At 45.0% G+C, this 22,843-nt stretch carries 16 protein-coding genes and 1 pseudogene; 3 read left to right on the top strand and 14 right to left on the bottom strand.

Going from position 1 to position 22,843, the window contains the following annotated elements; genetic code table 11:
• Window positions 1–59 precede the first annotated feature (59 nt).
• Window positions 60–881, bottom strand: a complete 822-nt coding sequence (locus tag AC0L6N_RS02390) for an SDR family NAD(P)-dependent oxidoreductase (RefSeq protein WP_473478555.1) — start codon at window positions 879–881, stop codon at window positions 60–62.
• 60 nt (window positions 882–941) lie between these two features.
• Window positions 942–1,295 (bottom strand): MerR family transcriptional regulator, encoded by a 354-nt coding sequence (locus tag AC0L6N_RS02385; protein WP_473478553.1) that lies wholly within the window; start codon window positions 1,293–1,295, stop codon window positions 942–944.
• 42 nt (window positions 1,296–1,337) lie between these two features.
• On the opposite strand from AC0L6N_RS02385, the pseudogene AC0L6N_RS02380 reads away from it, so the two are divergent.
• Together AC0L6N_RS02380 and AC0L6N_RS02375 are read left to right on the top strand one after the other, a co-directional pair.
• A pseudogene (locus AC0L6N_RS02380) lies at window positions 1,338–1,891 on the top strand (transposase family protein); the annotation flags it as partial.
• Window positions 1,892–2,091: 200 nt separating this feature from the next.
• Entirely contained in the window at window positions 2,092–2,571 is a 480-nt protein-coding gene (locus AC0L6N_RS02375) for a DUF2846 domain-containing protein (RefSeq protein WP_473478551.1), read from the top strand.
• Window positions 2,572–2,845: 274 nt separating this feature from the next.
• Here AC0L6N_RS02375 and AC0L6N_RS02370 read toward each other — a convergent pair whose 3' ends face one another.
• The 12 genes from AC0L6N_RS02370 to AC0L6N_RS02315 form a co-directional block, all read right to left on the bottom strand.
• Window positions 2,846–3,586: a FadR/GntR family transcriptional regulator gene (locus AC0L6N_RS02370; RefSeq protein ID WP_011573787.1), complete on the bottom strand. Its 741-nt coding sequence runs from the start codon at window positions 3,584–3,586 to the stop codon at window positions 2,846–2,848.
• A 157-nt stretch (window positions 3,587–3,743) separates the two neighbouring features.
• Entirely contained in the window at window positions 3,744–5,300 is a 1,557-nt protein-coding gene (locus tag AC0L6N_RS02365) for an MFS transporter (RefSeq protein ID WP_473478549.1), read from the bottom strand.
• Window positions 5,301–5,430: 130 nt separating this feature from the next.
• Window positions 5,431–6,081, bottom strand: coding sequence for a 2-dehydro-3-deoxy-6-phosphogalactonate aldolase (locus AC0L6N_RS02360; protein WP_473478546.1), 651 nt, complete (start codon window positions 6,079–6,081; stop codon window positions 5,431–5,433).
• 66 nt (window positions 6,082–6,147) lie between these two features.
• Entirely contained in the window at window positions 6,148–7,233 is a 1,086-nt protein-coding gene (locus AC0L6N_RS02355) for a 2-dehydro-3-deoxygalactonokinase (protein WP_473478544.1), read from the bottom strand.
• Between the two features lie 5 nt (window positions 7,234–7,238).
• On the bottom strand, window positions 7,239–8,402 hold the full coding sequence (locus AC0L6N_RS02350; protein ID WP_011573783.1) for a mandelate racemase/muconate lactonizing enzyme family protein: 1,164 nt from the start codon (window positions 8,400–8,402) through the stop codon (window positions 7,239–7,241).
• Window positions 8,402–9,844, bottom strand: a complete 1,443-nt coding sequence (locus AC0L6N_RS02345) for an NAD-dependent succinate-semialdehyde dehydrogenase (RefSeq protein WP_473478542.1) — start codon at window positions 9,842–9,844, stop codon at window positions 8,402–8,404. The genes AC0L6N_RS02350 and AC0L6N_RS02345 overlap by 1 nt, the downstream gene beginning before the upstream one ends.
• Before the next feature lie 433 nt (window positions 9,845–10,277).
• On the bottom strand, window positions 10,278–11,693 hold the full coding sequence (locus tag AC0L6N_RS02340; protein ID WP_473478540.1) for a sulfatase: 1,416 nt from the start codon (window positions 11,691–11,693) through the stop codon (window positions 10,278–10,280).
• A gap of 53 nt (window positions 11,694–11,746) precedes the next feature.
• On the bottom strand, window positions 11,747–12,508 hold the full coding sequence (locus AC0L6N_RS02335; RefSeq protein ID WP_473478537.1) for a FadR/GntR family transcriptional regulator: 762 nt from the start codon (window positions 12,506–12,508) through the stop codon (window positions 11,747–11,749).
• A 175-nt stretch (window positions 12,509–12,683) separates the two neighbouring features.
• Window positions 12,684–14,624: a CRTAC1 family protein gene (locus AC0L6N_RS02330; protein ID WP_473478535.1), complete on the bottom strand. Its 1,941-nt coding sequence runs from the start codon at window positions 14,622–14,624 to the stop codon at window positions 12,684–12,686.
• A 147-nt stretch (window positions 14,625–14,771) separates the two neighbouring features.
• Window positions 14,772–16,274, bottom strand: coding sequence for a sulfatase-like hydrolase/transferase (locus AC0L6N_RS02325; protein WP_473478533.1), 1,503 nt, complete (start codon window positions 16,272–16,274; stop codon window positions 14,772–14,774).
• Window positions 16,275–16,349: 75 nt separating this feature from the next.
• Window positions 16,350–17,903 carry a sulfatase-like hydrolase/transferase gene (locus AC0L6N_RS02320; protein ID WP_473478531.1) on the bottom strand — a complete coding sequence of 518 codons (1,554 nt, stop codon included), beginning with the start codon at window positions 17,901–17,903 and terminating at the stop codon, window positions 16,350–16,352.
• Window positions 17,904–17,997: 94 nt separating this feature from the next.
• Window positions 17,998–18,123: a hypothetical protein gene (locus AC0L6N_RS02315; RefSeq protein WP_301547049.1), complete on the bottom strand. Its 126-nt coding sequence runs from the start codon at window positions 18,121–18,123 to the stop codon at window positions 17,998–18,000.
• A 955-nt stretch (window positions 18,124–19,078) separates the two neighbouring features.
• Between AC0L6N_RS02315 and AC0L6N_RS02310 the strand changes: the two genes are divergently transcribed.
• On the top strand, window positions 19,079–22,789 hold the full coding sequence (locus tag AC0L6N_RS02310; RefSeq protein ID WP_473478529.1) for a TonB-dependent receptor: 3,711 nt from the start codon (window positions 19,079–19,081) through the stop codon (window positions 22,787–22,789).
• Window positions 22,790–22,843: the final 54 nt, after the last annotated feature.

Genomic DNA, 22,843 nt, shown 5'->3' with positions numbered 1-22,843 from the left:
TGTCTTTATACTGTTTATACTGAAGGATATAAATTAGCTATTAACGCTATAGTCTCTTGTTATGCGTTTTTTCGCTGGGCGATATTGTTTAAGACACTATTTTTAAACATGTTGGCAACAGTTATTACTGCTGCTTTTCGTGAAACAAAGCGAGGTACTAATGATGTTAAATAATTAACGCATCCAGATACTACGTATACACGGTTTTTCCCATATGCACTTAATGCATTGTTTACAACTTTTTCTGTTGATGAAAACTTCATTTTTGATGTATCTGCATTTGCTCTTTTCATAAAGTTAGATTCGGTTACACCAGGGCATAAGGCCATAACTCGAATGTTTGTACCTAACAATTCACCTGATAAAGCTTCTGAAAAGTTCAATACGAAAGCCTTACAGGCGCCATAGACTGCTTGATAAGGTAATGGTTGAAAAGATCCTGTAGAGCCAACATTAATAATACCACCACTGTCTAGCTTTTTCATATGCGGGAGAAACAAATGAGTAAGCTCGGCAAGGGCATGCATATTGAGCATCATCATTTTATGATAGTTTGAAAAAGTTTCGTCTGAAAATTCACAAAACTTTCCAAAGCCGGCATTATTTATTAAAAAATCTACTGTTAAACCCATGTCGTCAATTTTTGAAAATAGCAATTGGGCACCATCAGGTTCACTAAGATCAACATCTATTGTTTTTACCCAAATACTCGAATTTTTAGACTGTAATTCTTTGGCTATCTCAACAAGAACACTGTTTGTTCTGGCTGTAATGATTAAGTTTGCATTCTGGCTGGCAAGTTGATGGGCGAACTCTTTACCAATACCAGAAGATGCTCCAGTGATTAGTACCGTTTTGTTCTTGAAAGTTAAGTTTTTCATTATAATTATCTTTGTAATAAATTTAGAAATAAAATATAACCCTTGTCCCTAAGGGCAAGGTCAAGAAAACTTTGTCATTAAATCGATTTTAAATTTTTTTAATTCTCTAATCTTAGATTGTAAGGCTTCGGATTCTTTTTCTAACTCGATTACTTTTTCATCTATATGAGCAGAAACAAGTGGAATAGGAAGTTTTTTTTCAGTGATTTTTTTAGATACAATCTCTTTCAATTCATTGAGACTAAACCCTAGGAATTGAGCTCTTCGAATCATGCTTATGACCATTACATCATGTTCGCTATAAGTACGATAAGTCCCACTTCTTATTGGAGAGGGTATTAATTCTATGGATTCATAATAACGAATTGCTTTACGAGTAGCGCCTGTAATTTCAGCAACTTTACCAATTAACAAAATAGAACTCCCAGATTGATAAACACATAACGCCTCATCCTAATGAATCCCCTCATAATTTTTAGCAGAAACAATAATATAGACGTGCATGGTGATATTTCTATCTTACACGATTTGCTCAAAAAGCAATGGCCTAATCTACATACCAAACACCTTTCCTGTTTGATGTTTGCCACCCTATCCCTGCTTGATGGTCAACACCTCTCGTTAACTGAATTGGCACGAAATATCTCAGGCTCTGTGGCCCTAAATCACATTAAAAACGCATCCACAGATTGCTTGGTAATAGCAACCTACATAACGAACGGATCGATATCTACCGTTGGCACGCTCGTGTGCTTTGCGGTGCCAACCCCATGCCTGTTGTCTTTGTAGATAGGTCTGAAGTGCGGGACCAACTTAGGCATTTAAGGTTACGCCCTTCGGTCGGTGTTCAAGATCGCTCTATTGCGCTTTATGAGTGCGTATTCTCCTTTGGTGAATACAACTCTCCTATCAGTCACAACACCCTATTACGTGAGTTAGCGAGTATCCTGCCATCTGGGTGTTGCCCATTGATTATTACCGATGCAGGTTATCGCAGCCCCTGGCCTCGTTTTGCTTTTGCTTTTGCTTTTGCTTTTGCTTTTGCTTTTGCTTTTGCAACTCAGAGTGGTTTTACTCGCACGATAGTAAAAAATACGGAATAAAATCAGAAGCTAGGAACTTAAAATGACGAAAGCAACAATCAAATCGAGAAGTTACATATACGATATGCTCGGTAATAGGCGTTAGAAATTAAAGGTAAACATCAAGTATGAATAGCGTTTTAGTAATCGTTTTAAGTTTGATTTTAGCCGCATGTGCCGGGCCAATTGCGAAAGGTTCTAAATTCATTAAACATACAGATATAGCGAACAATGCTTCGCTGGTTTATTTGTACAAACCATATAATAATGATGGTGTAACGGTATGTTTAAAGGTGCTTTTAAATGATATTGAACGTGGGTGTTTAAGCGGTAAAGGCTTTATTCGACTCAACCTTGAACCAGGTAATTATAAAGTGGTTTTAAAGCCAAATGCATTTCTGACCCACAACTTGATGGAATTTGATGTTTCACTTCAACCAAATCAGGTCAGCTATTTTGAATATACCACTACATCAGATACTCCGCCCAAAGATGCAGTTGCAAAAAGGTTCTATTCATTTGCAGGTATTTCTGGTCACAATCTAATTGTGGAAATAGAAGAGAATGACGCTTTAAAAACCCTCTCGGGGCTATTTGAATCAAATTAATTGCTAACATGTGCATCATAATGAGAATTTTAATCGCTGGTAAAGCGCTCCTCAAATCCCCAAATGCCAAGCTTAAAACCATCAAGCTAGAACGGCTGTTATATGCTCTTTTAAGCCTTTAGAGGCTGCCCCGTAACGACCAGTTCGGTGCATCAAATAGTGGTGTATCTTTGGGGTAAAAATCAGCCGATAAACCTCTTATAAACAAAAACACCAGCCTAAGCTGGTGTTTCATTATTTGTCGCTTACTTACTGAGTCATGTTAGCTGCGAGACTATTTGTACTTAGCGACTTTATCAAGCAAACGGTGATCTGCATCTTTAAGCAGGTTTGCAGTTAGCTCTTCTGCCAAGTTCGCATTACGGCTGGCAATGGCGTTACACACTTCACGGTGAAATGGCACTGAGGTTTTATTTGCTCTTGGGTCTTTGTTGGTTAAGCGAATACTAACTAACAAAGCAGAGTAAATGACGCCCTCCATCGCTTTTAAAAACTCGTTGTGGGCGGCTCTCAAAACGGCGCGGTGAAACTCAGCATCAGCGATAATGAAGTTCTCCACCGTGCCTTCTTCTTGCTCCATAGCGACACAAGCGGCTTCGATTTCAGCTATGTCTTCATCTGTTGCACGCTCAGCTGCCCAGCGAGAGGCTTTAGGCTCAAACGCTAAGCGGATTTCCATCAACTGCTTTAAGAAAGAAGGGTTAGGTGGTGCAGATAAGTGCCATGCAAGCACATCATCATCCAGCATGGACCATTGATCCCGAGCGCGCACGCGGGTACCAATCCCTCGGCGTACATCGAGTAAGCCCTTGCCGACTAATATTTTGACTGCATCGCGAATAACCACTCGGCTGACCTGGTAACGATTCGCTAAGGTGTTTTCTTCATCGATAAGTGTGCCTGGCTCATAAGTGCCAGCAACAATGCGTCTGCCTAATTCACGTGCCACTTGAACCGGCATACTCGGTGTCATGGTCGCCGTGCGCTTAAGATCGTAATATACGAGTTCGCTCATGATAATTGTCTAAACATAATATGTTAAGTGATGCCATAAATGTATCACGCTTACATCATGATACAAAGCACATTACCCATCAGCCTGGGTAAATTATTGCGAAGTCAATTGTTAACCATACGCTCCTATGGACTGAGACTGTTCATTTGTCATCCACTCACACCTTGACTAAATCACGTTCGATGTCTTCAATGCTTTTGCCCTTAGTTTCCGGCAGTATTTTTGCCATAACCAACATGCCAATAAACGCGATAATGCCGTAGTTTAAGAAGGTATTCGCCGCACCTAAATTCTCAAGCTGCCAAGGGAAAAACTGCTGTATTACGTAGCTTGAAATACTCTGCACGAACGCTGCAACAGGTAAGGCCACGCTGCGCACGTTGTTCGGGAAAATTTCAGAAAATATCACCCACATAACAGGCCCTATCGACATATTAAATGCCGCTAAGAATGCAAAAAGTCCAAACAGAACAAAGAACGCATTGATGCTTATGGTCGAGTTAATAATCGCACCACTGACCAAGGGTAAGTCCTTTTTACTATAAATGCCGGTTAACTCCCGCTTAAGATCGACGTCCGTGGCGTAGGTTTTACCTACTAGCGGTTGCAGAAGTGTCACGTCAATGTCGCTTTGCTGAATTTTTACGATTGCCTCTTGGCTCAACTCATAATGGGCGGACTTAAATCCGTACCAGATAGAAGTATGAGCAATACTGATGAATAGCAACCCGATGAGGGTCAAATTCCGGCGCCCCCATTTTTCTACAAAACGAATGGCGACTAAGGTAAAAATAACCGCTACCAAACCGAGAATAACGGTTTGCATAAAGGTGTCTTCCACCGACATGCCAATTTGCTCGAATACCGTAGGCGCATAAAACAACACAGCATTCATGCCACTTGCACCCTGCACAATGGCATACCCAAACGCCACACATAGTACGAGTGTAAAGCGCTTACTGAAAAGTGTTTTTAACTGAGTAATCGGTGTGTTTTTCGACTCTTTGTTCAGGCTATCTTGCACGGCAACAATTAAGCTTTCTATTTGCTCTTTATGGGCTATTTTTGCAAACGCTTCGCGGGCTTCTTCCAAGTGACCTTTAGCGACCAACCACCGAGGCGAGCGAGGCACAGTTAATAGGAGCAGAAACCAGATGATGTTTGGTACTAGCTCAAAACCGAGCATCAAGCGCCATACGTTTTCGTTGTCAATCCACGCGATAGAGTCCATAGATAAAACAAGGCAATAGTTAGCCAAGAAGGCCATCAAGCTACCTAGTGTGATCAATAGCTGGTTGATAGAGACAAACTTGCCCCGTTTGTCCGCTGGTGCAATTTCACCAATATACATGGCCGACACCGTAATCGAGGCAAACGCCACACCGCCAATGAAGCGCCCCACCACGAGCATGGTGTAACTCGTGGCAAATGCAGAGAGCAAAGTAGACAAAGAATACGTAAGAGCAATGGCAAGCAAGACCTTACGACGACCAAATCTGTCGCAAAAAGACCCGGTGAACAAAAGCGCTAAAATAACGCCTAAAATAGCCACCCCAACCACGGTGCCCGTTTGCATGCTGCTGAGTTCGAATTGCGAGTTTACAAAACGCAGCGCACCCGAAATATTAGCAGCATCTAAACCGAATACAAAGCCGCCAAAAGCAGCGATGATCGCGAACTTAGTGACATTCCTGTCGACTTCACTGTTGCTCATGTTGAATTCCAACTTGGTTAGTGGTCAGTCGATGCGTATACGATCACAGCTGCACAGTGGCTATAAGCGCGGTGCGTTGACTCACCTGATATTTTTATGATGAAATGTAAGAGACGTTGAAGTTTATCCCTTAATTGCCCTTCGTTTTGGCCTGCGCCACGCGACATGCACGTACATACCCTTGAGCATTTTCAGTGACTTGCTCCACAGTCATGCCGGCTTTATACAAGCCTGAGCCCAAACCAAAACCACCCGCGCCAACGTCAATAAAACCACTCATGGTTTCATTTGATACACCGCCTACAGGTAACACAGGTACGTCTTTAGGTAACACAGCCATCATGCCTTTAAGGCCTGCAGCCCCTAGCGTATCAGCCGGGAAGAGCTTTATCCCATCGGCCCCCGCCTCAATGGCGCTAAACGCTTCTGATACCGTGTAAAAACCAGGCACACAATACAAACCTTTGGCTTTTGCGTGGCGTATTACATCGGCGTTAACATTGGGTGAAATAATAATGCGACCACCCACAGCCTGAACTTGGTCAACCTGTGCGCAGCTTAAAACCGTGCCTGCACCGATAATCAACTCATCACCAAAGACCTCGACTAAGCGCTTAATGCTTTCTAAGGGTTGAGGTGAATTGAGCGGTACCTCAATAATATTAAACCCTTCAGCTTTCAATGCTCTGGCCACTGGGATGACTTCATCTGGGGTGATCCCACGTAAAATAGCAACCAGTGGCAGTGCATTCATGGCGGCTTGTAATGTCATTGAACTCATTGTGCTTCCTTTGAAATTTTTGTTAGCCCGTCGGGTGTATAAGTTTGTGCCCGGCAGTGACGCCGCCTACAATTTACCGGCGACTTTGGCAATATTGAGCATGCCCAAGCAAGATGCAGTTTCAGCATCAACGCAGCGTACATTGAGGGATGTGCTGGCAATTACTCGCTTATAAAGTTTGCTCAGTGCGGGCGCTCCCACAAGGATAATCTGAGTATGAGGCCCCCCTGAATTAGTATTTTCGGCAGTATTGATATCATTGGGTTGATACACACTGAGCATGTCAAACACTTCGGTGCCAATCAGCATTCCTGACAAATAACTGTGCACACCCGAGGCGAGCAAATCGTTATTCAGTACTTTGCTGCGCGCGCTGAATAATTTGTGTAGTAACGAACCTGGTGCGCGGGCGGTTTTTACCCCTTCATCAAAGGCTTCACCATCAAACATCTCGCCGCTATTGGTATTTTCAGGATTAGCAACGTGCTGACACATTTTGCCTAAAATACTATGGGTGTTGAGTAGCGCAAACAATTCCCCTGTCATATAAGTACTGAACTGGGTAATGTGAGAGTGCGCAATGCTATTACTGCTAAGGCCGCTAGCCTCGATAGGTGCCATCGTAACCTGCGCCCATTTAGAATGAGTGCCCGGCAAACACACAAGTGGGGTTGCTTGGACGGCATTTGGATAAGTTGCGCATAGCGCCCCAAAAATTTGCACCTCTTCCCCGCGCATCACGTCGACTTGGCCGAAATTGGACAGTCCTTTTACGCCAGGCACAATATAGGCCTGAAACTGTTCATCCCTTGAATCCGGGTTGACTAAAGGCTTTGAGACCGGGCGTGCTACCGAGCGTAAATTCGAAGCTAAGTCAGCCAACGTGGCTGGACAAGCTACATAACCCGCGTCTTGCCAGCCTTGGGCACTGCCAACCATCCCCGCCAACATAACGGGTACTGGTTTCTCCGACAGCCAAGGCTGTAATAACGTGCTCAACTCAGGGCCGTATTGCCCCGCGCTAAAATTCAACACTCCTTTATCGCTTTGCAGGCGTGCTAATACCTCACCCATGCCATCGATAAGATAAGCGCGTAAGTTAGAGCTGCCCCAATCAACGCAAATCAAGACTGCTCGATTAAAGTCAATCATTGGGGTTAATACCCTACTGAGTATTTTTTAATGAAATCGAGGTTCGGCTCAATCCCAAGGCCAGGGCCTTTAGGCAATGCAACAAAACCATCATTGCGTTTCACTTGTTCGTTTATCTCTAATGAGTCGACCAATAACTCCTCACGGAAGCGATTAGGGGTAGTGTCATATTCGAGCATAGGTTGGACTGGGTGTGCCGCTCCTGGGAAGTCCGGCAATGCTGCCAACAGATGCATATTAGTGGCAACCGCAACAGCTGACCCCCAAACATGATTCACAACAGGCACAAAATGGGCTTGAGCCATCGCCAGTACCTTCTGGTAATGGGTAATCCCGCCTAGGCCACACACTTCTGGTTGAAGTATGTCTACGCAGCGATTCTTAATTAAATCTCGGAATCCCCACACAGTGAACTCCCCTTCACCACCGGCAATGTTTACATCAAGGGCCTCGCATAGATCGCGGTAGCCTTGTAAATCTTCTGGCGCAACAGGCTCTTCAAACCAAGCGACGCCTAGACGCTCTAATTCGCGCCCTAAAGGTATTGCTTCACGTGTTGTGTAAGCATGATTGGCATCGACCATTAATGGCACATCTGGCCCAATGGATTTACGCACGGCTTCTACTAGGCGCACGTCTTTTTCCACCCCAAGGCCAATCTTCATTTTCATGGCTTTGAAACCTTTGTCTAAAATAGCGGCGCTTTCAAGCTCAAATCTGTGCTCTAAATCCGGTACACGCTGTAACATCATGCCATAACCGTAAACGCCAATTTTCTCTCTAAAGGCACCACCAAGCAATTGATAAACAGGAACATTATGAATTTTACCTGCGATGTCCCACAACGCGATATCAATGCCTGACAAAGATTGAATAGGCATGCCTTTTTGGCCGTGGTCACGCATCAAGTTATAAGCTTTGTGCCAGATCACTTCGCGATCCAGTGGATTCATGCCCAATATCATCGGCTGAATCACTTTCTCGACAATGGTTTTATTGGCCAGCGCAATATTGCCGCCGCCAAAACACTCCCCCCAACCTGTCACGCCAATATCCGTGCGGATCTCGACTAGGTGCGTCGTGCGCTTAAAATAATATTGCTGGGAATACCCCAACTCTTCGTCTAAGTCGTACTGTAAAACGTGGCTAATAACTTGAGTAATTTTCATTATGCTTGTCCTTTGCCTAACGCAGTAGAGATGCGCTTAACGGTGAAATATTCTTCTAGTGAAAGGTGCGAGCAGTCAACGCCCACGCCGGATTGTTTAACACCGCAATGAGGTAAGTGAATGGCATACTTAACGCCATTAACATGCACCTCACCAAAGCGTAAACGCTTGGCAATGCGCTGTGCGCGCTCTTCGTCTGCAGTAAATATAAAGGATGATAAACCTGCGTCCGTGTCGTTGGCGTCTTTGACGACTTGAGCCTCGTCATCAAAGCTCAATATACTGATCACCGGGCCAAACACTTCTTCGCGGAAGATTTTGGCATCTCGCGTCACATCTTTAAGTACGGTAGGGGCATAAAACGCGCCCTTAGGTAAATGCTCAGGGCGGCCCGAGCCGATAAGCACTTCAGCCCCTTTTGCCACCGCATCGTTGACTAAGCCATCAATGCGTTGCCATGCTTGCTGGTCAATCACCGGGCCCATATCAATAGCGTCATTACGGTCGAAGCCAACCTTTACCGCTTGGGTGCGAGCCAATACTTTTTGATAGAATATTTCAGCCACATCACGGTGCACAAAAACCCGATTCGGCGCGACACAAATTTGACCTGCGTTTTCAAACTTCAATCCACACACAATGTCAGCGGCTAAATCTAGATCTGCATCGTCAAAAATAAGAACGGGTGCGTTACCCCCTAACTCCATGGAATAACGTTTTATCGACGTTGCCCCTTGCTGCATCACATGCTTACCTGTTTCGGTAGAGCCAATAAGGGTGAGTAAGGCCGGAATGGGCGAAGTTGAAATCGCATCACCAATTTCTTGGTCAGGCCCGCACACAATATTCACCACACCTGGGGGCAAGCCTATCTGCTGGCAAATTTCTCCAACCGCGAGGGCAGAAAGTGGGGTCTTCAGAGAGGGTTTGACTACGATTGGGCAACCAGAGGCGAGCGCAGGCCCTAATTTATAGGCCAAATTTAACAGCGGGAAATTCCATGCTAAAAAAGCCGCGACCACACCAACCGACTCTCGCACGAGCACATGGGAATGAGTGCCTTCTTTGTCTTCTAATGTTTCAGCCGCTTGCTTCTGAATGTCGCTGGCGAAAAAGTCCAAGCTGTCTAACAGCATTTCAAAGTCGCCTTGGGTACTTGCCCAGCTCTTACCCATTTCAAGGTGAATACACTCCCGTAGGTGGGTTTCGTTTTCTTTTAGCGCAGCCTTTAACTTCATCATCCATTCAACGCGCTCGCTAATAGACGTGCTTGACCAACTGTCGTAAGCGGCATCTGCTGCTTCTAGTGCCGTTAGCGCAAGAGCACCATCAGCAACGCTAACCTCGGCGACGACTTCATCGTTAGCGGGGTTGATAATAGAGACCGATGCATGACCGCTATGCAAGGTGCCATTGATGTACATTTTTTTAGAAAGAGTCATGTCCGTCCTTTAATGCGAATAACGAAATGGATTAAAGAGTATGAACACATTTAAACATATGATGTTTAAATTAACAATATGTATTCGTAACGAAATTGTTAACTAAATTTGATATTTGGTAGGTGAAACGAGAAAAATTGACTTACACAAATATAAATAAGGCAATGCGCAACGCGAATGACGAAGCGCCGAAAGGAAGCGTCAAAGAAAAGAAAAAGCGCAGGGAAGTGATTAAGGCTGATAAGTCTTGAGCCCAAGACCTAAACGGGAGTAGCCAAAATGACAATTAACACGTTTACACCGTATTGGCGCTCTGTTGCCAATTGCCTTAGCATGTTGGCTTTTACCTGAGCTTGTTAGCCCTTTAGCCCGTTAGAAAAAAATGCCGACAGTAGCAACTGTCAACATTGTCCCTAACAACTTTGTGACTCGTTTATTCTAGACGCTCTGGTACACGGTATTTGTCCATACGATTTAGATCGTATTCCTCAAACTGACGCTTAAGCAGCCATAATGGGCGCTCTAGTGTCATTTCCCAGCTGAAGAAATCTTTGAACATTTGCTTAACACGCTCAGGCTCTTGGGCGGCTAAGTTATGTTGCTCGCCAATGTCACTGGCTAGGTTATACAATTCTGCAGGTCGGTCTGGAAAGCGTAATAACTTCCAATCTCCTTGGCGAATAGCTGCGCGAGTTTCTTTTTTCCAGTACATGCTCTCGTGAGGTGCCTTGTTATTTTGGCCTGTTATATAAGGCATCAAATCCACGCCATCCAATTCAGACATCACCTCTTCACCGCCACCCGCTTTAAAGAATGTAGGTAATAAATCGAGTGTACTAACGGGTTTATCGTACACCTTTCCTGCAGCTAACTTAGCAGGCCATTTAACCAGAAAAGGCACGCGTATCCCCCCTTCCAAGAAGTTAGATTTGCTACCTGCCAACGGGTAATTAGACGAGGCGTTTTTATCCGTTGGGCCGCCGTTGTCATTGCTGAACACCACAAGAGTGTCATCTTCTAAACCTAGCTCTTTGAGTTTGTTTAGCACCGCTCCGCTGGCTCTATCAAGTGCGAGGGTCATGGCTGCAACTTCCTTGCGCTTGCCTTTTAACTGAGGAAATTTCGCTAAATCTTCTAGCGTGGCTTCCATTGGTGTGTGAACAGCGTTAAATGATAAGAAAATAAAGAACGGTTTATCAGGCGCTTTTTCAATAAATTGATTGGCTTTCTCGGCTAACACATCGGTCAAATACCCTTCGTGCTCTTGAAATTGATCAATACCGTGTTCAAGTTTTTTGTCAGTAAATACGGCAGATTTGCGCTCAGGGGCATTGACTTCATAGGCCCAGTAGCTGCGATCGCCGCCGCGAAAGCCATAAAATTCGTCGAAGCCACGGTGCATGGGGTGCAATTCATCCGTACCACCTAAGTGCCATTTACCGTAGAACGCCGTGCGATACCCAAGAGATTTCATGTAGTCACCCATAGTGACTTCATCTAACGGGATCCCCATTTCTGCCCCTTTTATAGCAGAGTGCTCACTCATATAACCCGGCACGTTTATTTCTTCGTAACCGAATTTTTGCTGGTAGCGCCCTGTCATGATGCCCGCCCGAGATGGGCCGCAAGTAGAGTCCGACACATAACCTTGGGTAAATCTAACGCCTTCGCTAGCAAGCTGATCCAAATTGGGTGTTTTCATTGTTTTGCTGCCTTGAAAACCAAAGTCGGCATACCCTGCATCATCGGAAAACAGAAAAACGATATTCGGTTGCTTGGCGTAACTTAACGAAGTGCACGCCACACTGATAGAAAGCGCTGCTACAACGCGATGAAAAACTGATTTCATAATGTAAACCCCAATAAGGTAAGTCATCTTAAAAGCGCCATTCGCGCTAGTGTTTAGTCGACGCTTTCGTCAACCGTGTGTTGCAACCGCTCGCTGGCATCACGCAGTAATCGGTCGGTTAATTGTTCAGCCCTGGCACCATCTCGGTTAGCAATGGCTTGAAAAACTTCGAAGTGAAAAGGCAGAGATGTGCCGTTCTCGATGGGATCTTTATTGGTGACGCGAATACTGACCAATAAAGCCGAATAAATGACACCTTCAATGTCTTGCAAAAATTCATTGTGCGCGGCAAGGAGTATGGCGCGGTGAAACATTGCATCGGCTTTGATGAACTTAGTGACTGACAGCTCATCAGCTTGTTGATACTCGTATTTAACCATGTCTTGATATGCCGCTTCGATATTGGCTATGTCGGTATCCGTCGCGCGCTCTGCCGCCCATCGTGCAGCCTTGGGCTCAAATGCTAATCGAATTTCCATCAGTTGTTTTAAAAAGGCTGGTGCTGGCGGCGCTGATAGGTGCCATGCTAAAACATCATCATCCAGCATTAACCAGCGGTTTCGAGAATTAACCTTGGTACCTATGCCTCGCCTTACTTCAAGTAAGCCTTTGCTGACCAGTATTTTCACCGCATCCCGAACCACTACTCTACTGACCTGATAGCGTTCTGATAATGCGTTTTCATCGTCAATCAAAGTGCCCGGTTCAAATTTACCAGCAACAATACGTCTACCAAGCTCACGAGCAACCTGCACAGACATGCTATGAGATATCGTTCCGGCTTGCTTTAAATCATAAAAAGTCATTTCATTCATAGATTAAATATAAACATATGATGTTTGCATTTCAAGTAATTATTTATTTAAATTGTTTGAATAAATAAATGTGTCTGCTTTGCTAAAAAACGACGACATTAACACCACCAGCGCCCCATAATTCAGGCGCTTTCATGTTTCTGTTTGTTTGGATCTTAGGTTATAGAGCCTATACCTAAGGCTTATCAGTTCTAAGAGGGAAAGTGTAAATCTGCGCTGACTTCACGAGCTCGGCGCTGTCTTGTTCACCATTACTCCAACGTACATCGATTTTATCCACTTGATTACAGTCACCAATACCAAAGTGAACGCTGTTGGGTAGTGATTGAGTGTAAGGCGCTGCAGTAGCACCAAAGTGCTGAGTTTGTGTTCTGCCACAAGCGGTTACTCTAACCATCGCATTTCGAGCTGAGGCCCGGGCTTTGGCTGACTCTGCCACGGCTATTTTTACAAAGTTTCCGGCTTCACTTGCATTGCGAAATAAATGCCATTTCCCGCGCTCGTTGGCATAGACCAAGTCAAGTTTGCCGTCCAAATCAAAATCAATTACATCGGCGCCAGAGCCTGTTGCACCTAGTTCTGGTGAAGTAACACCATGATTGGGGTCCGCTTTGAACGTACTGTCACCTTGATTCAGAAGCACTTTTTGTTGGTTAGCCGTTGCCATATTGCCTCGTGTTACCACGAATAAATCCGCAAAACCGTTGTTGTCGAGATCACCAACGGCCACCCCGGTATTGTTGACGTTATCTAGCAGATTTGCTTTATCGGTTATATCAACAAAATGGCCGTTTTGGTTTTCAAGGAGTATATCGTTAGGACCATTAGCAAGATCCTTAGATGTGTAATGTTTAACGTTTTTGATAACGCCGGTAGTTGGCGGGTTCGTTGTGCCAGCAATACGCCATGTATCATTGCCTATGTACCCAATATAAATGCCTTTCTTGGTCGGTTTGTCTGGCCAGCCCAGCGCCAAGCTGCTCACAAGACGAATGTTCTGTCCCCCATGAAATTCCCCGGGGAATTGATAAGGGTAACCACTTTCACCGATAAAAACGTCTTGATCTGGATAAGATGTTTGCAGATTTTCTATTTCAAGTACTTCACCAATAAGTAAATCATCTAATTGAAATTTCCCCCGTTTAGTATAAAACGCCAGTGTCGATGTTTGTGGGTCGTAAAAGGTATCCCCTGCGTTCAGGCCTCTACCTCGGGTGAGGTACAAGTCAAAATCTCCGTCATTGTCAAAATCAATCTGCGCTATGCCGGTTACATCAGTAATGTCTCTGCCAAGAACACTCTGCGTCACATCTTTAAAACCAAATTTGCCGTTTCCTTGCAGTGCCTTAATCGCACCATTGCCGTATAGCAAAATGTCATTAAACTGATCTTGATTAAAGTCGGTGATCAGCATTTTTTGCCCGTCCCGGTGGGTGCGAGGTAAATTTCCCACTTGAATCATTTTACCGTCGCCATCATTGCGATATAGGTAGTTTTCACCTTTTGGGCCAGTATACATAGAGGGAAACCCTAGTAGCGCCAAATCAAGATCGCCATCATTGTCTGCATCAAAAAACTTGCTGGTGCGGCCACGCATGTTGCGTAGTGGTGGTGAAAACTGCTCACCTTCTGTGATGGTACGATCTCGGCTTATATGAAATAACTTAGCGTTTCGAGCATTAGCCCCTGAGCCGCCACCTCGGGAAATAAGCACATCCATGACACCATCTTTATCGAAGTCTCCTACGCCAATTCCATGCATATCGCCCACGATAAGATCATATCCTTTGCCGAAAACGCCTTTATTGTTCCAATATAACTTGATGCTGTAACCATGGTCGGTCAGCAGTAAATCGTCATAGCCATCTTGGTCTAAATCAGCGATAACCGGGTTATCCCATTTGCGCCTATTCATATCCTCAAGGGAAATAGCATTATCAGCGCTCACAAAGTGCGACTGTTGACCGGCGTGCTTTACGCTTGTTACGGCAATGTTTGAATTTGATTTGTTCGGCGTTAATTCTGAAGGTGTCTGTGTGGCAGTTTGACAACCTACTATTGCGCTAACCAAAACGCTTAAAGTGGCAATAGCGTAGCCTGAAAAATTAGTTTTCATTTGATGTTAGACCTCGTATTTATCCTGCAAGAAGCTTGTCTTTGAGAATGCCGCACTGCGAAGGATCGCCGCAGTATGACCAAAAGGGTAAAGGGAGATTTAGGCGGTGCTTGAGCTGCATTCAAGCACTGCCTAGTTGATTAAGGATTAATGCCCTTTTTTGCTATTGCTGCGTGTGTTGTCTCCAACCTGAAACGTTTGGTCGAAACGTGGCATGGCTTTTAAACGCCACTGGGCACCTTCAGCGGACTGATGAAACCACTTAGGTTGTTGGTTGTTCCATGACCAAGATTCCATAGACGACACCATGTCACGCAAGATGTCAGGGTGCTGAGCGCTAATGTCATTATCTTCTGAGATGTCTTGGGCAATGTTGTACAACTTCCAGTCATCGTTATGATTTTTGACCGCTTTGAACTGGTTACGCCTAGCTGCGGCGTCGCTGTATCCATTGCGATGACGAAGAACGTAAATAAACTCATCTTTGTGAGGCGCGGTATTCGCTTGAATATCAGCCCAGATGTCTTTGCCATCGAGCTTTTTATCCTCTGGTACTACTGCACTGCCTAGCCCTGCAAATGTTGGGTATAAGTCTAACGCCAGAACAGGGTGAGAAAAACGGCTGCCCGCTTTCATATGTTTTGGCCAGTGCACCAACATAGGTGTTCTAAAGCCACCTTCTTGTACACTGCCCTTACCTTCTTTGAGCGGGTAATTGTTAGCGCCTTGACCTAACTTGCCCCCGTTATCACTCATAAAAACGATAACCGTATTGTCATATTGCCCGTTCTTTTTAAGCTGCTCGACAATTCGGCCCACGCCTCTGTCTACCGCATACACCATACCTGCATAGGTGCGGCGCTTTTTGTCTTTGATTTGGCTGAACATAGCCATGTCTTCTTCTTTGGCTTGCAGTGGCACATGAGGGGCGTTATAGGCAAGGTACAAGAAGAACGGCTTTTTCTTAGCTGCTGCTTTATCCACGAAGTTGACTGCTTCGCGGCTTAAACCGTCAGTAATGTACTCGGTTTCTCTCACTTCTTTGCCGTTGTGCTCAAGGGGCGTGAGGTACATGTTTATATTGGTCATGCCTTGGGCAACACGTTTATTGTAAGCCGCTTCAAATTGCTCAGGAAAGTAGTTATGCCCGCCGCCTAAAAAGCCATAAAATTCATCAAACCCGTGTTTGTTAGGGTGATATTCAGGGGCTTCACCCAAATGCCACTTCCCCATGGCGCCAGTGAAATAGCCGGCACTTTTCATAGTTTGTGCAATGAAAGGTTCATCAGCTGACACCCCAACATTGGAATTGTCTTCGGGCAAATTAAATTGGGCACCTATTTTATGCGGGTAACGTCCGGTCATAATAGCGGCGCGGCTTGGTCCACAAAAAGGATGAGCAACATATGCGGCATCAAAGGTCATACCGTTTTTGGCCAGTCCGTCCAGATTCGGGGTTTTAATGTCGGTAGAGCCGTTAAACCCCACATCGTTGTAGCCTAAATCATCCGCTAACACGAAAAGAATATTAGGTTTTTCGTTTGATTCATCTGCTTTACTTTGCCCAGCATCAGCGGCGCTTGCATTGCCAACTGATATAGCAATGAGAGTACCCCAAAGCAGTGAGCTCACTTTTTTATTAAAGGTCATTCTGTTGTCCTTACACAAAACTTATCTATACGGCCCAACCTGTTCTTGAAATGGGCTGAGCTCATTCAATCAAAATTAGTCAACGTTATAGGCTTGGCTTGTGCCCTCTTTGCTTCGATAGCCCGCGACTTGATAGCGGAACTTCTCTATTGATGGGTCTTTGATACGCACGAGCTCGTCTTCCATCAGTTGCACCATATGGCGTAGCTGCTTAGTGTATTTTTTGTCTTTGATGAGGTTGTTGACTTCGATGGGATCATTTTTCAGATCGTACAGTTCGTCACGGTTATCACCTGGGTTCCAAACGAATTTCATCTCTGGGGTACGCAAAGCGCGAATGCCAAACCAGCCACCGTTGTACCATTCGTAAGCATATAACGCTTGATCGACTCTGCCTTTATCAGCAATGTCGCCTTGCTCCATCAGATTAACCAAACTTCTGCCGTCCACGTCTCCGTCAGGCTCCAGTGACATCATTTCGCTAATTGTCGGCGCAATGTCGAGCATTGAAACTTGCTTGTTAACAATTCTAGGCTCTACATTTGGCGCGCGAATGATTAAAGGCATGCGCATCAATTCGTCGTAAGCATAAGGGCCTTTATCGTACAGATTATGCTCTCCCAACATGCTTCCCTGATCGCCTAGCACGATAATCGTTAAGTCATCGTACATGCCCACGTCTTTGGCCGTTTTGATGATATCCCCAACCGCATGGTCGATCATGGCAATGGCACCGTAATAAAAGGTGCGTGACTTGCGCCAATCCATATCCGTCATATGGCTCACATCATGCCAAGGCCACCAATCTTCATCTTGGGCCATCGGCTTAAACTGACGTTTCACAGCGTGATTAGCGGGTAATTTAACTGTTTTCGGATCGAACATACTGGCGTATGGCTCTGGCACTCGATAAGGAGGATGCGGCTGTTCGAAGCTGATGACGCCAAAGAATGGTTCATCCATTTTGGCCGCTTCACGTAGCATTTTTTGCCCCATATGCACGTTTTCAGCGGTATGGCTTGTTTCGTATGTACCAGGCAAGGTTTGGTAATATTCGTGCTTCTCGCCATTTTCGTCCCGCTCGCCGCGATTGTATTGCGCCATTTTGGCTTGTTTTTCATAAGGCACGTAGGGGCGAGAATGACGGGCCTGAGAATGTTCTTTGCCCCACATAAAATCAGCACCTCGTAGCGCTGGGCCTTGGGGGCCAAGGTGCCACTTGCCCACATATCCTACGTGGTATCCGGTGTCTGCAGCACGGCGTATCACGCCTCCTTCTTCTTCACTTAGTTCATCCACATGAGAATGGTACAAACCTACGTTGTCATCTAGGCCGGTTTTATGTCCCCAACGCCCTGTAAACAACGCAGCACGTGAAGGTGAACACAAGCCAGTGGTTGTCATGGCATTATCAAAGCGGGTGCCATCGTTGGCAAGAGCATCAATGTTAGGGGTAGGAACTGGCCCGCCACGATACGAGAATGTATCAAAACGCATGTCGTCAAACATAAGAACCAATACGTTTGGTTGTTTGGTTTGCACAGTTTCTTGCTCTGGTTCATTGGCAGCTAAGCTACTGTGACAAAACAAGGCAGTTGCCATGCCCGCGATAAAAAACGTTAACTTCATTATGTTTTCCTTACTCTGAAATTGCTAATAACTAACCTTCTACCTAATGCGCTTAATTGCTAAGTAATGGATGAACAAGGTCAGTGTTCTGTCGTTACTCTGGGAAGAAGCGTGTTGCTGTCGCTGAAAAATCGGCTCTGTCATTTGTCACTGAGCCTGGCAAGCGGTGATGCTGCACTCGAGTGATAATCGGTAACCTAGTGTAAGAATCCGGGTTCATTATCTTTCGCCTTAATATGTCGTCCTAGCAGATCATCTAAATGCCTTATATGCATCTAATGTCGCGCAAAATCTCAGAAGATAGCGTTTAATGACTGCGACTCATCTCATTAACCTAGCCGAAGAACATCTACCGTCGTCTATGTCTTCCCAGCAATCTAAACATATGATGTTTGCACTTGCAATATCTTTTGTTGCGCATTTGTAAATTGTTGAAACAGTGGTAAAGCAAATGAATTCACTCAACTCAAGCTACTTCTTATTCACATTTTCACCCAAACGCTTCGCCAAATTCCCCACAGCATTTTCTAATCAAGTTGTAGCAGAATGATTAAACGTCTTATGCTGGCGCTTGCTGCTAGGTTTTATTTCCCTGAGCAGTGATTCAAGCATTACAGTTGCAGGACACTCCTATTCAACAAGGACGTGTTATGTCGTGATTGTTCCCACTTTTTAAGCTCCTAATGCTAGTACAAAGAAATTTTTAGCATGGAATGTTGCTAGCTAACTAGATGATTCATCCCTTAGCTAAAAACGAATAACTTCGACCTATTCATTCCTTATCCCATTGATATAAGTTCTTATTTTAGTGCTCACCATAGAGAACTTAGGGATTGATAAACCTCGAACGTCTGAACTAATGTTACGTAAAAGTTAAAAAACATATTGCGGATGCAAACATCATATGTTTATATTTGTATGAGATTTGTAACTGCTTGTATCAAATAGTTTGAAGTTGGCGTGGATGGCAGAGGCTCAGTCATTGAAACATCACTCCATATGTTTGAGTTACAAAACGCGCTGAAAGTAGCATGCGTTAACGAATGAACACTGCACCTAATGACGCAAGTACACGACACATGATTGCGCAGATGAAATGTTCAATTTAGAAGGCAACGCACACACTTTCCTTTTAAACACGCATGTAAATATTTAAAAAGAACGCGGGAAATATCATGAGAACACATTTTAGATTAAACGCTTTATCACTGGCGGTTATGACAACTTTTCTGAGCACACATGCTGTCGCTCAAGAGTCCGAGCAACCACCAGCAGAGCCTGTCCAGTCAAAACTCGCTTCAGAAGAAGATATAGAAGTCATTGATGTGACGGGTTTTCGTAGCAGTTTGATGAAATCAATGAATGCTAAGCGATTCTCTGACACTGTCAGTGACTCAATTCACGCAGAAGATGTGGGTAAATCTACCGACCAAAACATTGCGGACGCGTTATCCCGCGTGACTGGTGTCACAGTACAAGAAGAGGCTGGCGAAGGAACACGTATTTCAGTACGCGGTGCTGGCCCATCACTAAACCAGATTTCTATCAACGGTGTGGCGTTAACTGGCGGCATTAGCAATGACGGTTCCAACAACAATGCAACCAATAACAACAGTGTTGATTTAAGTTCTTTCTCATCAGATATTTTGTCCTCAATTGACGTGGTAAAAACTGCGGCCGCCGATCAAGATGAGGGCTCCCTTGGTGCAAACATCGTACTTCGAACCGTCAGACCATTAAACCTGAAAAAGCCCAGACGTTCATTCACCATTGAAGGGCGTTATAACGAGTTCGCTGACGACAACGATTTCAGAATTAACGGTAGCTTCGCTGACAAGTACTTCGATGAAAAATTGGGATTTATCATTACTGCCTCCAGAGACGTTCAAAACACGCGGCAGGACAGAATTTCAACGGACTTTGAAACTGGTGCAATTCCAATAAATGACTTAAATGACGGTGGGCGTACCGCAACCGATTTAGCTACAGGTCAGCCTATTCGCGTATTGGGTTATCAACGCGACGATCAAGGAAACGTATTACGAGATGATAGCGGACAAGCGTTAGTCAACCCTATTGAGAGCTTGGTTGATTATGACCCAACAACGCAACAGCTGGTTGAAGGCGACCTTTTCGTATTGGCAAGAGACTCAGTCAATTTTGGTCTTAATACGGATAAGCGAGAACGTTTTTCACTGTCAACGGGGGTGCAGTACCGCCCTGACGAAAAAACGGATATTCAATGGGATGTGACATACACCAAACAAGATATCCTACAAGATAACCATAGCGTAAATATGAATATTTCTCCGTTAGTGTTGATCCACCCAGATGATGATAATACCGCGCTCAATGTGGTTGATCTTCGCACCAATACCCTAGAACGCTCAACGAGTCGCTCGATTGGCGGTACCACAAACCGCACAACAGGTTTGCGTGAAATCGAAACAAAGGTCAGCACATTGGATTTGACTCGTCATCTTACGGATAACCTCACTATGAACATAGTGGCCGGATATTCTCAGACCGTTGATGAAACACCTGATGATGATGAAGAAAATAGATTCCTTTCAATCGGAACAGCTCAATGGGGAACCGCCGGAAGAAATGCTGTAGAAGCCCAGCCGGACGACATACTTGAGCTTGTAGGTTACGACTGCTCAACAGGCTCGACAGCAGACTGTGATTATTTTAGTGGATCAACACTGGCGCAATTTGATGCCTTCGACGGCTCTGTGACGTCGGTAACTAGTCGCTTTAACCCTTTCGATTTAGAACACAATCATTTAGGTCAGTTGTTATTTCGTAAAAACAAGCTGACTGACACCAACAAGTCCGTATTCTTAAACTTTGATTGGGTGCTGGATTACGAACATGTGAGATCCGTTGAATTTGGTGCCAAATGGGCTGACCGCTCACGGGATGTGAATATTGAGAACACCCGTATCACCAATGGCGAAGATCTCATCGATGTTGATGACCCATCCGCACCATTTGAAGTCAGAGGCCTGGCGACCATTCGTGTTGCCGACATCATCAGTGGCGAAGCATTCCCTTATGATAACTTTGGCGAAGACTTGCAGGCGAATCGCAGCAACGCGTTATTTGGTGGATGGCCATTGTTGGATGCAGAAAAAGCCTTAGAACTTGTCGGCGGTAAAAATGCTGGTGAACTTGGGGTTAACCGTTCACGTGCCGGTAGCCGAGAAATTGCAACCGAAACGATGGCAGCCTACGTTAAAACTAACTTCGAGTTTTTCGATGGTAAGCTTACAGGTAATATTGGCGTGCGCTACGTTCGTGACGAATCGGACGCGTCAGGTCTTGGTAGTATCAATTATATTCGCGCCCCGCAAATGCTGGACCCATACGATCTAATCGTTACGCGCGGGCTGGCTAATATGAGTAATCCCGCCTGTCCTGAAGCCGTCATCAGCAACAACGATACACGTTTTACACCAGAGAATGACGACCAGTTGAGAAACTGTTGGGCGTTTGCAGTGACACATGGCTACAACTTTAATAACCAAGCCACCATTCCTTACGATACAGCCACTGGGCAGTTCCTGATCCCTGGCGCAGATGGCCAAGTTGGCCCGGATGTTAACCGTATACTTTTCGTAGATGGTTCAGGAAATATCGTTACCAGTAATGAACTGCCAGCACAAATTTACGACCAAAACGGCAACCTTGTCCCCACCAGCGCATCTGAATGGGCAAGATTTAATTCAAACGGTTTGATTTGGCCATTCCTAGACAGAAGCACCGCCTTCACTGGGCCTAATGGCACTGGGCAAGAAGTGCAACAACGGGAAGCACCGGTGTCGGACTCAGGTACTAACGAGGCTTGGCTGCCTAGCTTGTCCCTTAACTATGCGTTGAACGAAGAGACAATATTACGTTTTGCAGCAACAAAAACCATGACTCGGCCAAGCTTCGATTCGTTAAATCCGGGTAACAGTATTCGCGAGCAACAATTCGGAACCGGTAACGGACGCGCAGGCAATACCCAGTTGAAAAACCTAACCTCGACTAACCTCGACTTCTCTTACGAGTGGTATTTCAATGAATCAGGCTTGTTATCCGCGGCACTGTTTTACAAAGATATGCAAGATTTTGAAGAAACCATTATCACGCCGTTCCATTATAAAGATGTACGCGATCAGATCGATTTAGAAAGTGCTGACCTACTACTCGATTTTGATCCCAATCGCACCCCTGGTGACGAAGATAATTGTCATCCATTGCGCTACGCCGCTGGCTTTTTCGATAAGTGGACGATTGAGTGCGATGTGGTCAATGTTGCCACTGTAACTAATGGTGACGGCGCCACGATTAAAGGCATTGAGTTAGGTTACACTCAAAACTACACCATGTTACCAGGGGTATTATCTGCTCTCGGGATAAGCGTTAATTACACCTACCAAGACTCAGAATCAGAAGCACAAGAAATTGGCTCAACAGGTCGTTTCTTGCGCCCACTACCACAGCCGTTTACGCCGAAACATTCTGCCAACATGACCATTTACTGGGAAAAGGACGGCATCCAACTGCGCTTGGCCAATCGCTATACCGATGTGCAAGCGGTTTCAAGGAACAATGGTGGGGCAATATGGCAAGAAGCGAGCTCTCGTCTTGATTTCAGCGGCAGCTACGCCATCAACAAAAATTTTACTGTGACCTTCAATGCGTTGAACTTGACCGACGAAACCAGACGTAATTTTTACACCGCCTCAGGTACGGTTGATGCGACCAATTTGAATTCTCAAGAAGTGGTGTTGGACGAAGGCAATGTTTTTGATGACAGCGGCATAACGACAAACAGAACCGTTGCTCTATTCAAAACTGGACGTCAATTCCGTATCGGTTTACGCGGCACTTTCTGATACGCCTTATTCAATAACACTTTAAGAACAGGTTGAGCCCGTTGTGCTTGCATA

It is taken from the genome of Paraglaciecola sp. G1-13 (assembly GCF_055809255.1).
This window is presented reverse-complemented; position numbering and strand designations above follow the sequence as displayed.

Excerpts from the sequence above, each read along its gene's own strand:
- AC0L6N_RS02390 (WP_473478555.1), bottom strand. The coding sequence starts at position 881 with ATGAAAAACTTAACTTTCAAGAACAAAACGGTACTAATCACTGGAGCA.
- AC0L6N_RS02375 (WP_473478551.1), top strand. The coding sequence starts at position 2,092 with ATGAATAGCGTTTTAGTAATCGTTTTAAGTTTGATTTTAGCCGCATGT.
- AC0L6N_RS02370 (WP_011573787.1), bottom strand. The coding sequence starts at position 3,586 with ATGAGCGAACTCGTATATTACGATCTTAAGCGCACGGCGACCATGACA.
- AC0L6N_RS02365 (WP_473478549.1), bottom strand. The coding sequence starts at position 5,300 with ATGAGCAACAGTGAAGTCGACAGGAATGTCACTAAGTTCGCGATCATC.
- AC0L6N_RS02360 (WP_473478546.1), bottom strand. The coding sequence starts at position 6,081 with ATGAGTTCAATGACATTACAAGCCGCCATGAATGCACTGCCACTGGTT.
- AC0L6N_RS02355 (WP_473478544.1), bottom strand. The coding sequence starts at position 7,233 with ATGATTGACTTTAATCGAGCAGTCTTGATTTGCGTTGATTGGGGCAGC.
- AC0L6N_RS02350 (WP_011573783.1), bottom strand. The coding sequence starts at position 8,402 with ATGAAAATTACTCAAGTTATTAGCCACGTTTTACAGTACGACTTAGAC.
- AC0L6N_RS02345 (WP_473478542.1), bottom strand. The coding sequence starts at position 9,844 with ATGACTCTTTCTAAAAAAATGTACATCAATGGCACCTTGCATAGCGGT.
- AC0L6N_RS02340 (WP_473478540.1), bottom strand. The coding sequence starts at position 11,693 with ATGAAATCAGTTTTTCATCGCGTTGTAGCAGCGCTTTCTATCAGTGTG.
- AC0L6N_RS02335 (WP_473478537.1), bottom strand. The coding sequence starts at position 12,508 with ATGAATGAAATGACTTTTTATGATTTAAAGCAAGCCGGAACGATATCT.
- AC0L6N_RS02330 (WP_473478535.1), bottom strand. The coding sequence starts at position 14,624 with ATGAAAACTAATTTTTCAGGCTACGCTATTGCCACTTTAAGCGTTTTG.
- AC0L6N_RS02325 (WP_473478533.1), bottom strand. The coding sequence starts at position 16,274 with ATGACCTTTAATAAAAAAGTGAGCTCACTGCTTTGGGGTACTCTCATT.
- AC0L6N_RS02320 (WP_473478531.1), bottom strand. The coding sequence starts at position 17,903 with ATGAAGTTAACGTTTTTTATCGCGGGCATGGCAACTGCCTTGTTTTGT.
- AC0L6N_RS02315 (WP_301547049.1), bottom strand. The coding sequence starts at position 18,123 with ATGAACCCGGATTCTTACACTAGGTTACCGATTATCACTCGAGTGCAG.
- AC0L6N_RS02310 (WP_473478529.1), top strand. The coding sequence starts at position 19,079 with ATGAGAACACATTTTAGATTAAACGCTTTATCACTGGCGGTTATGACA.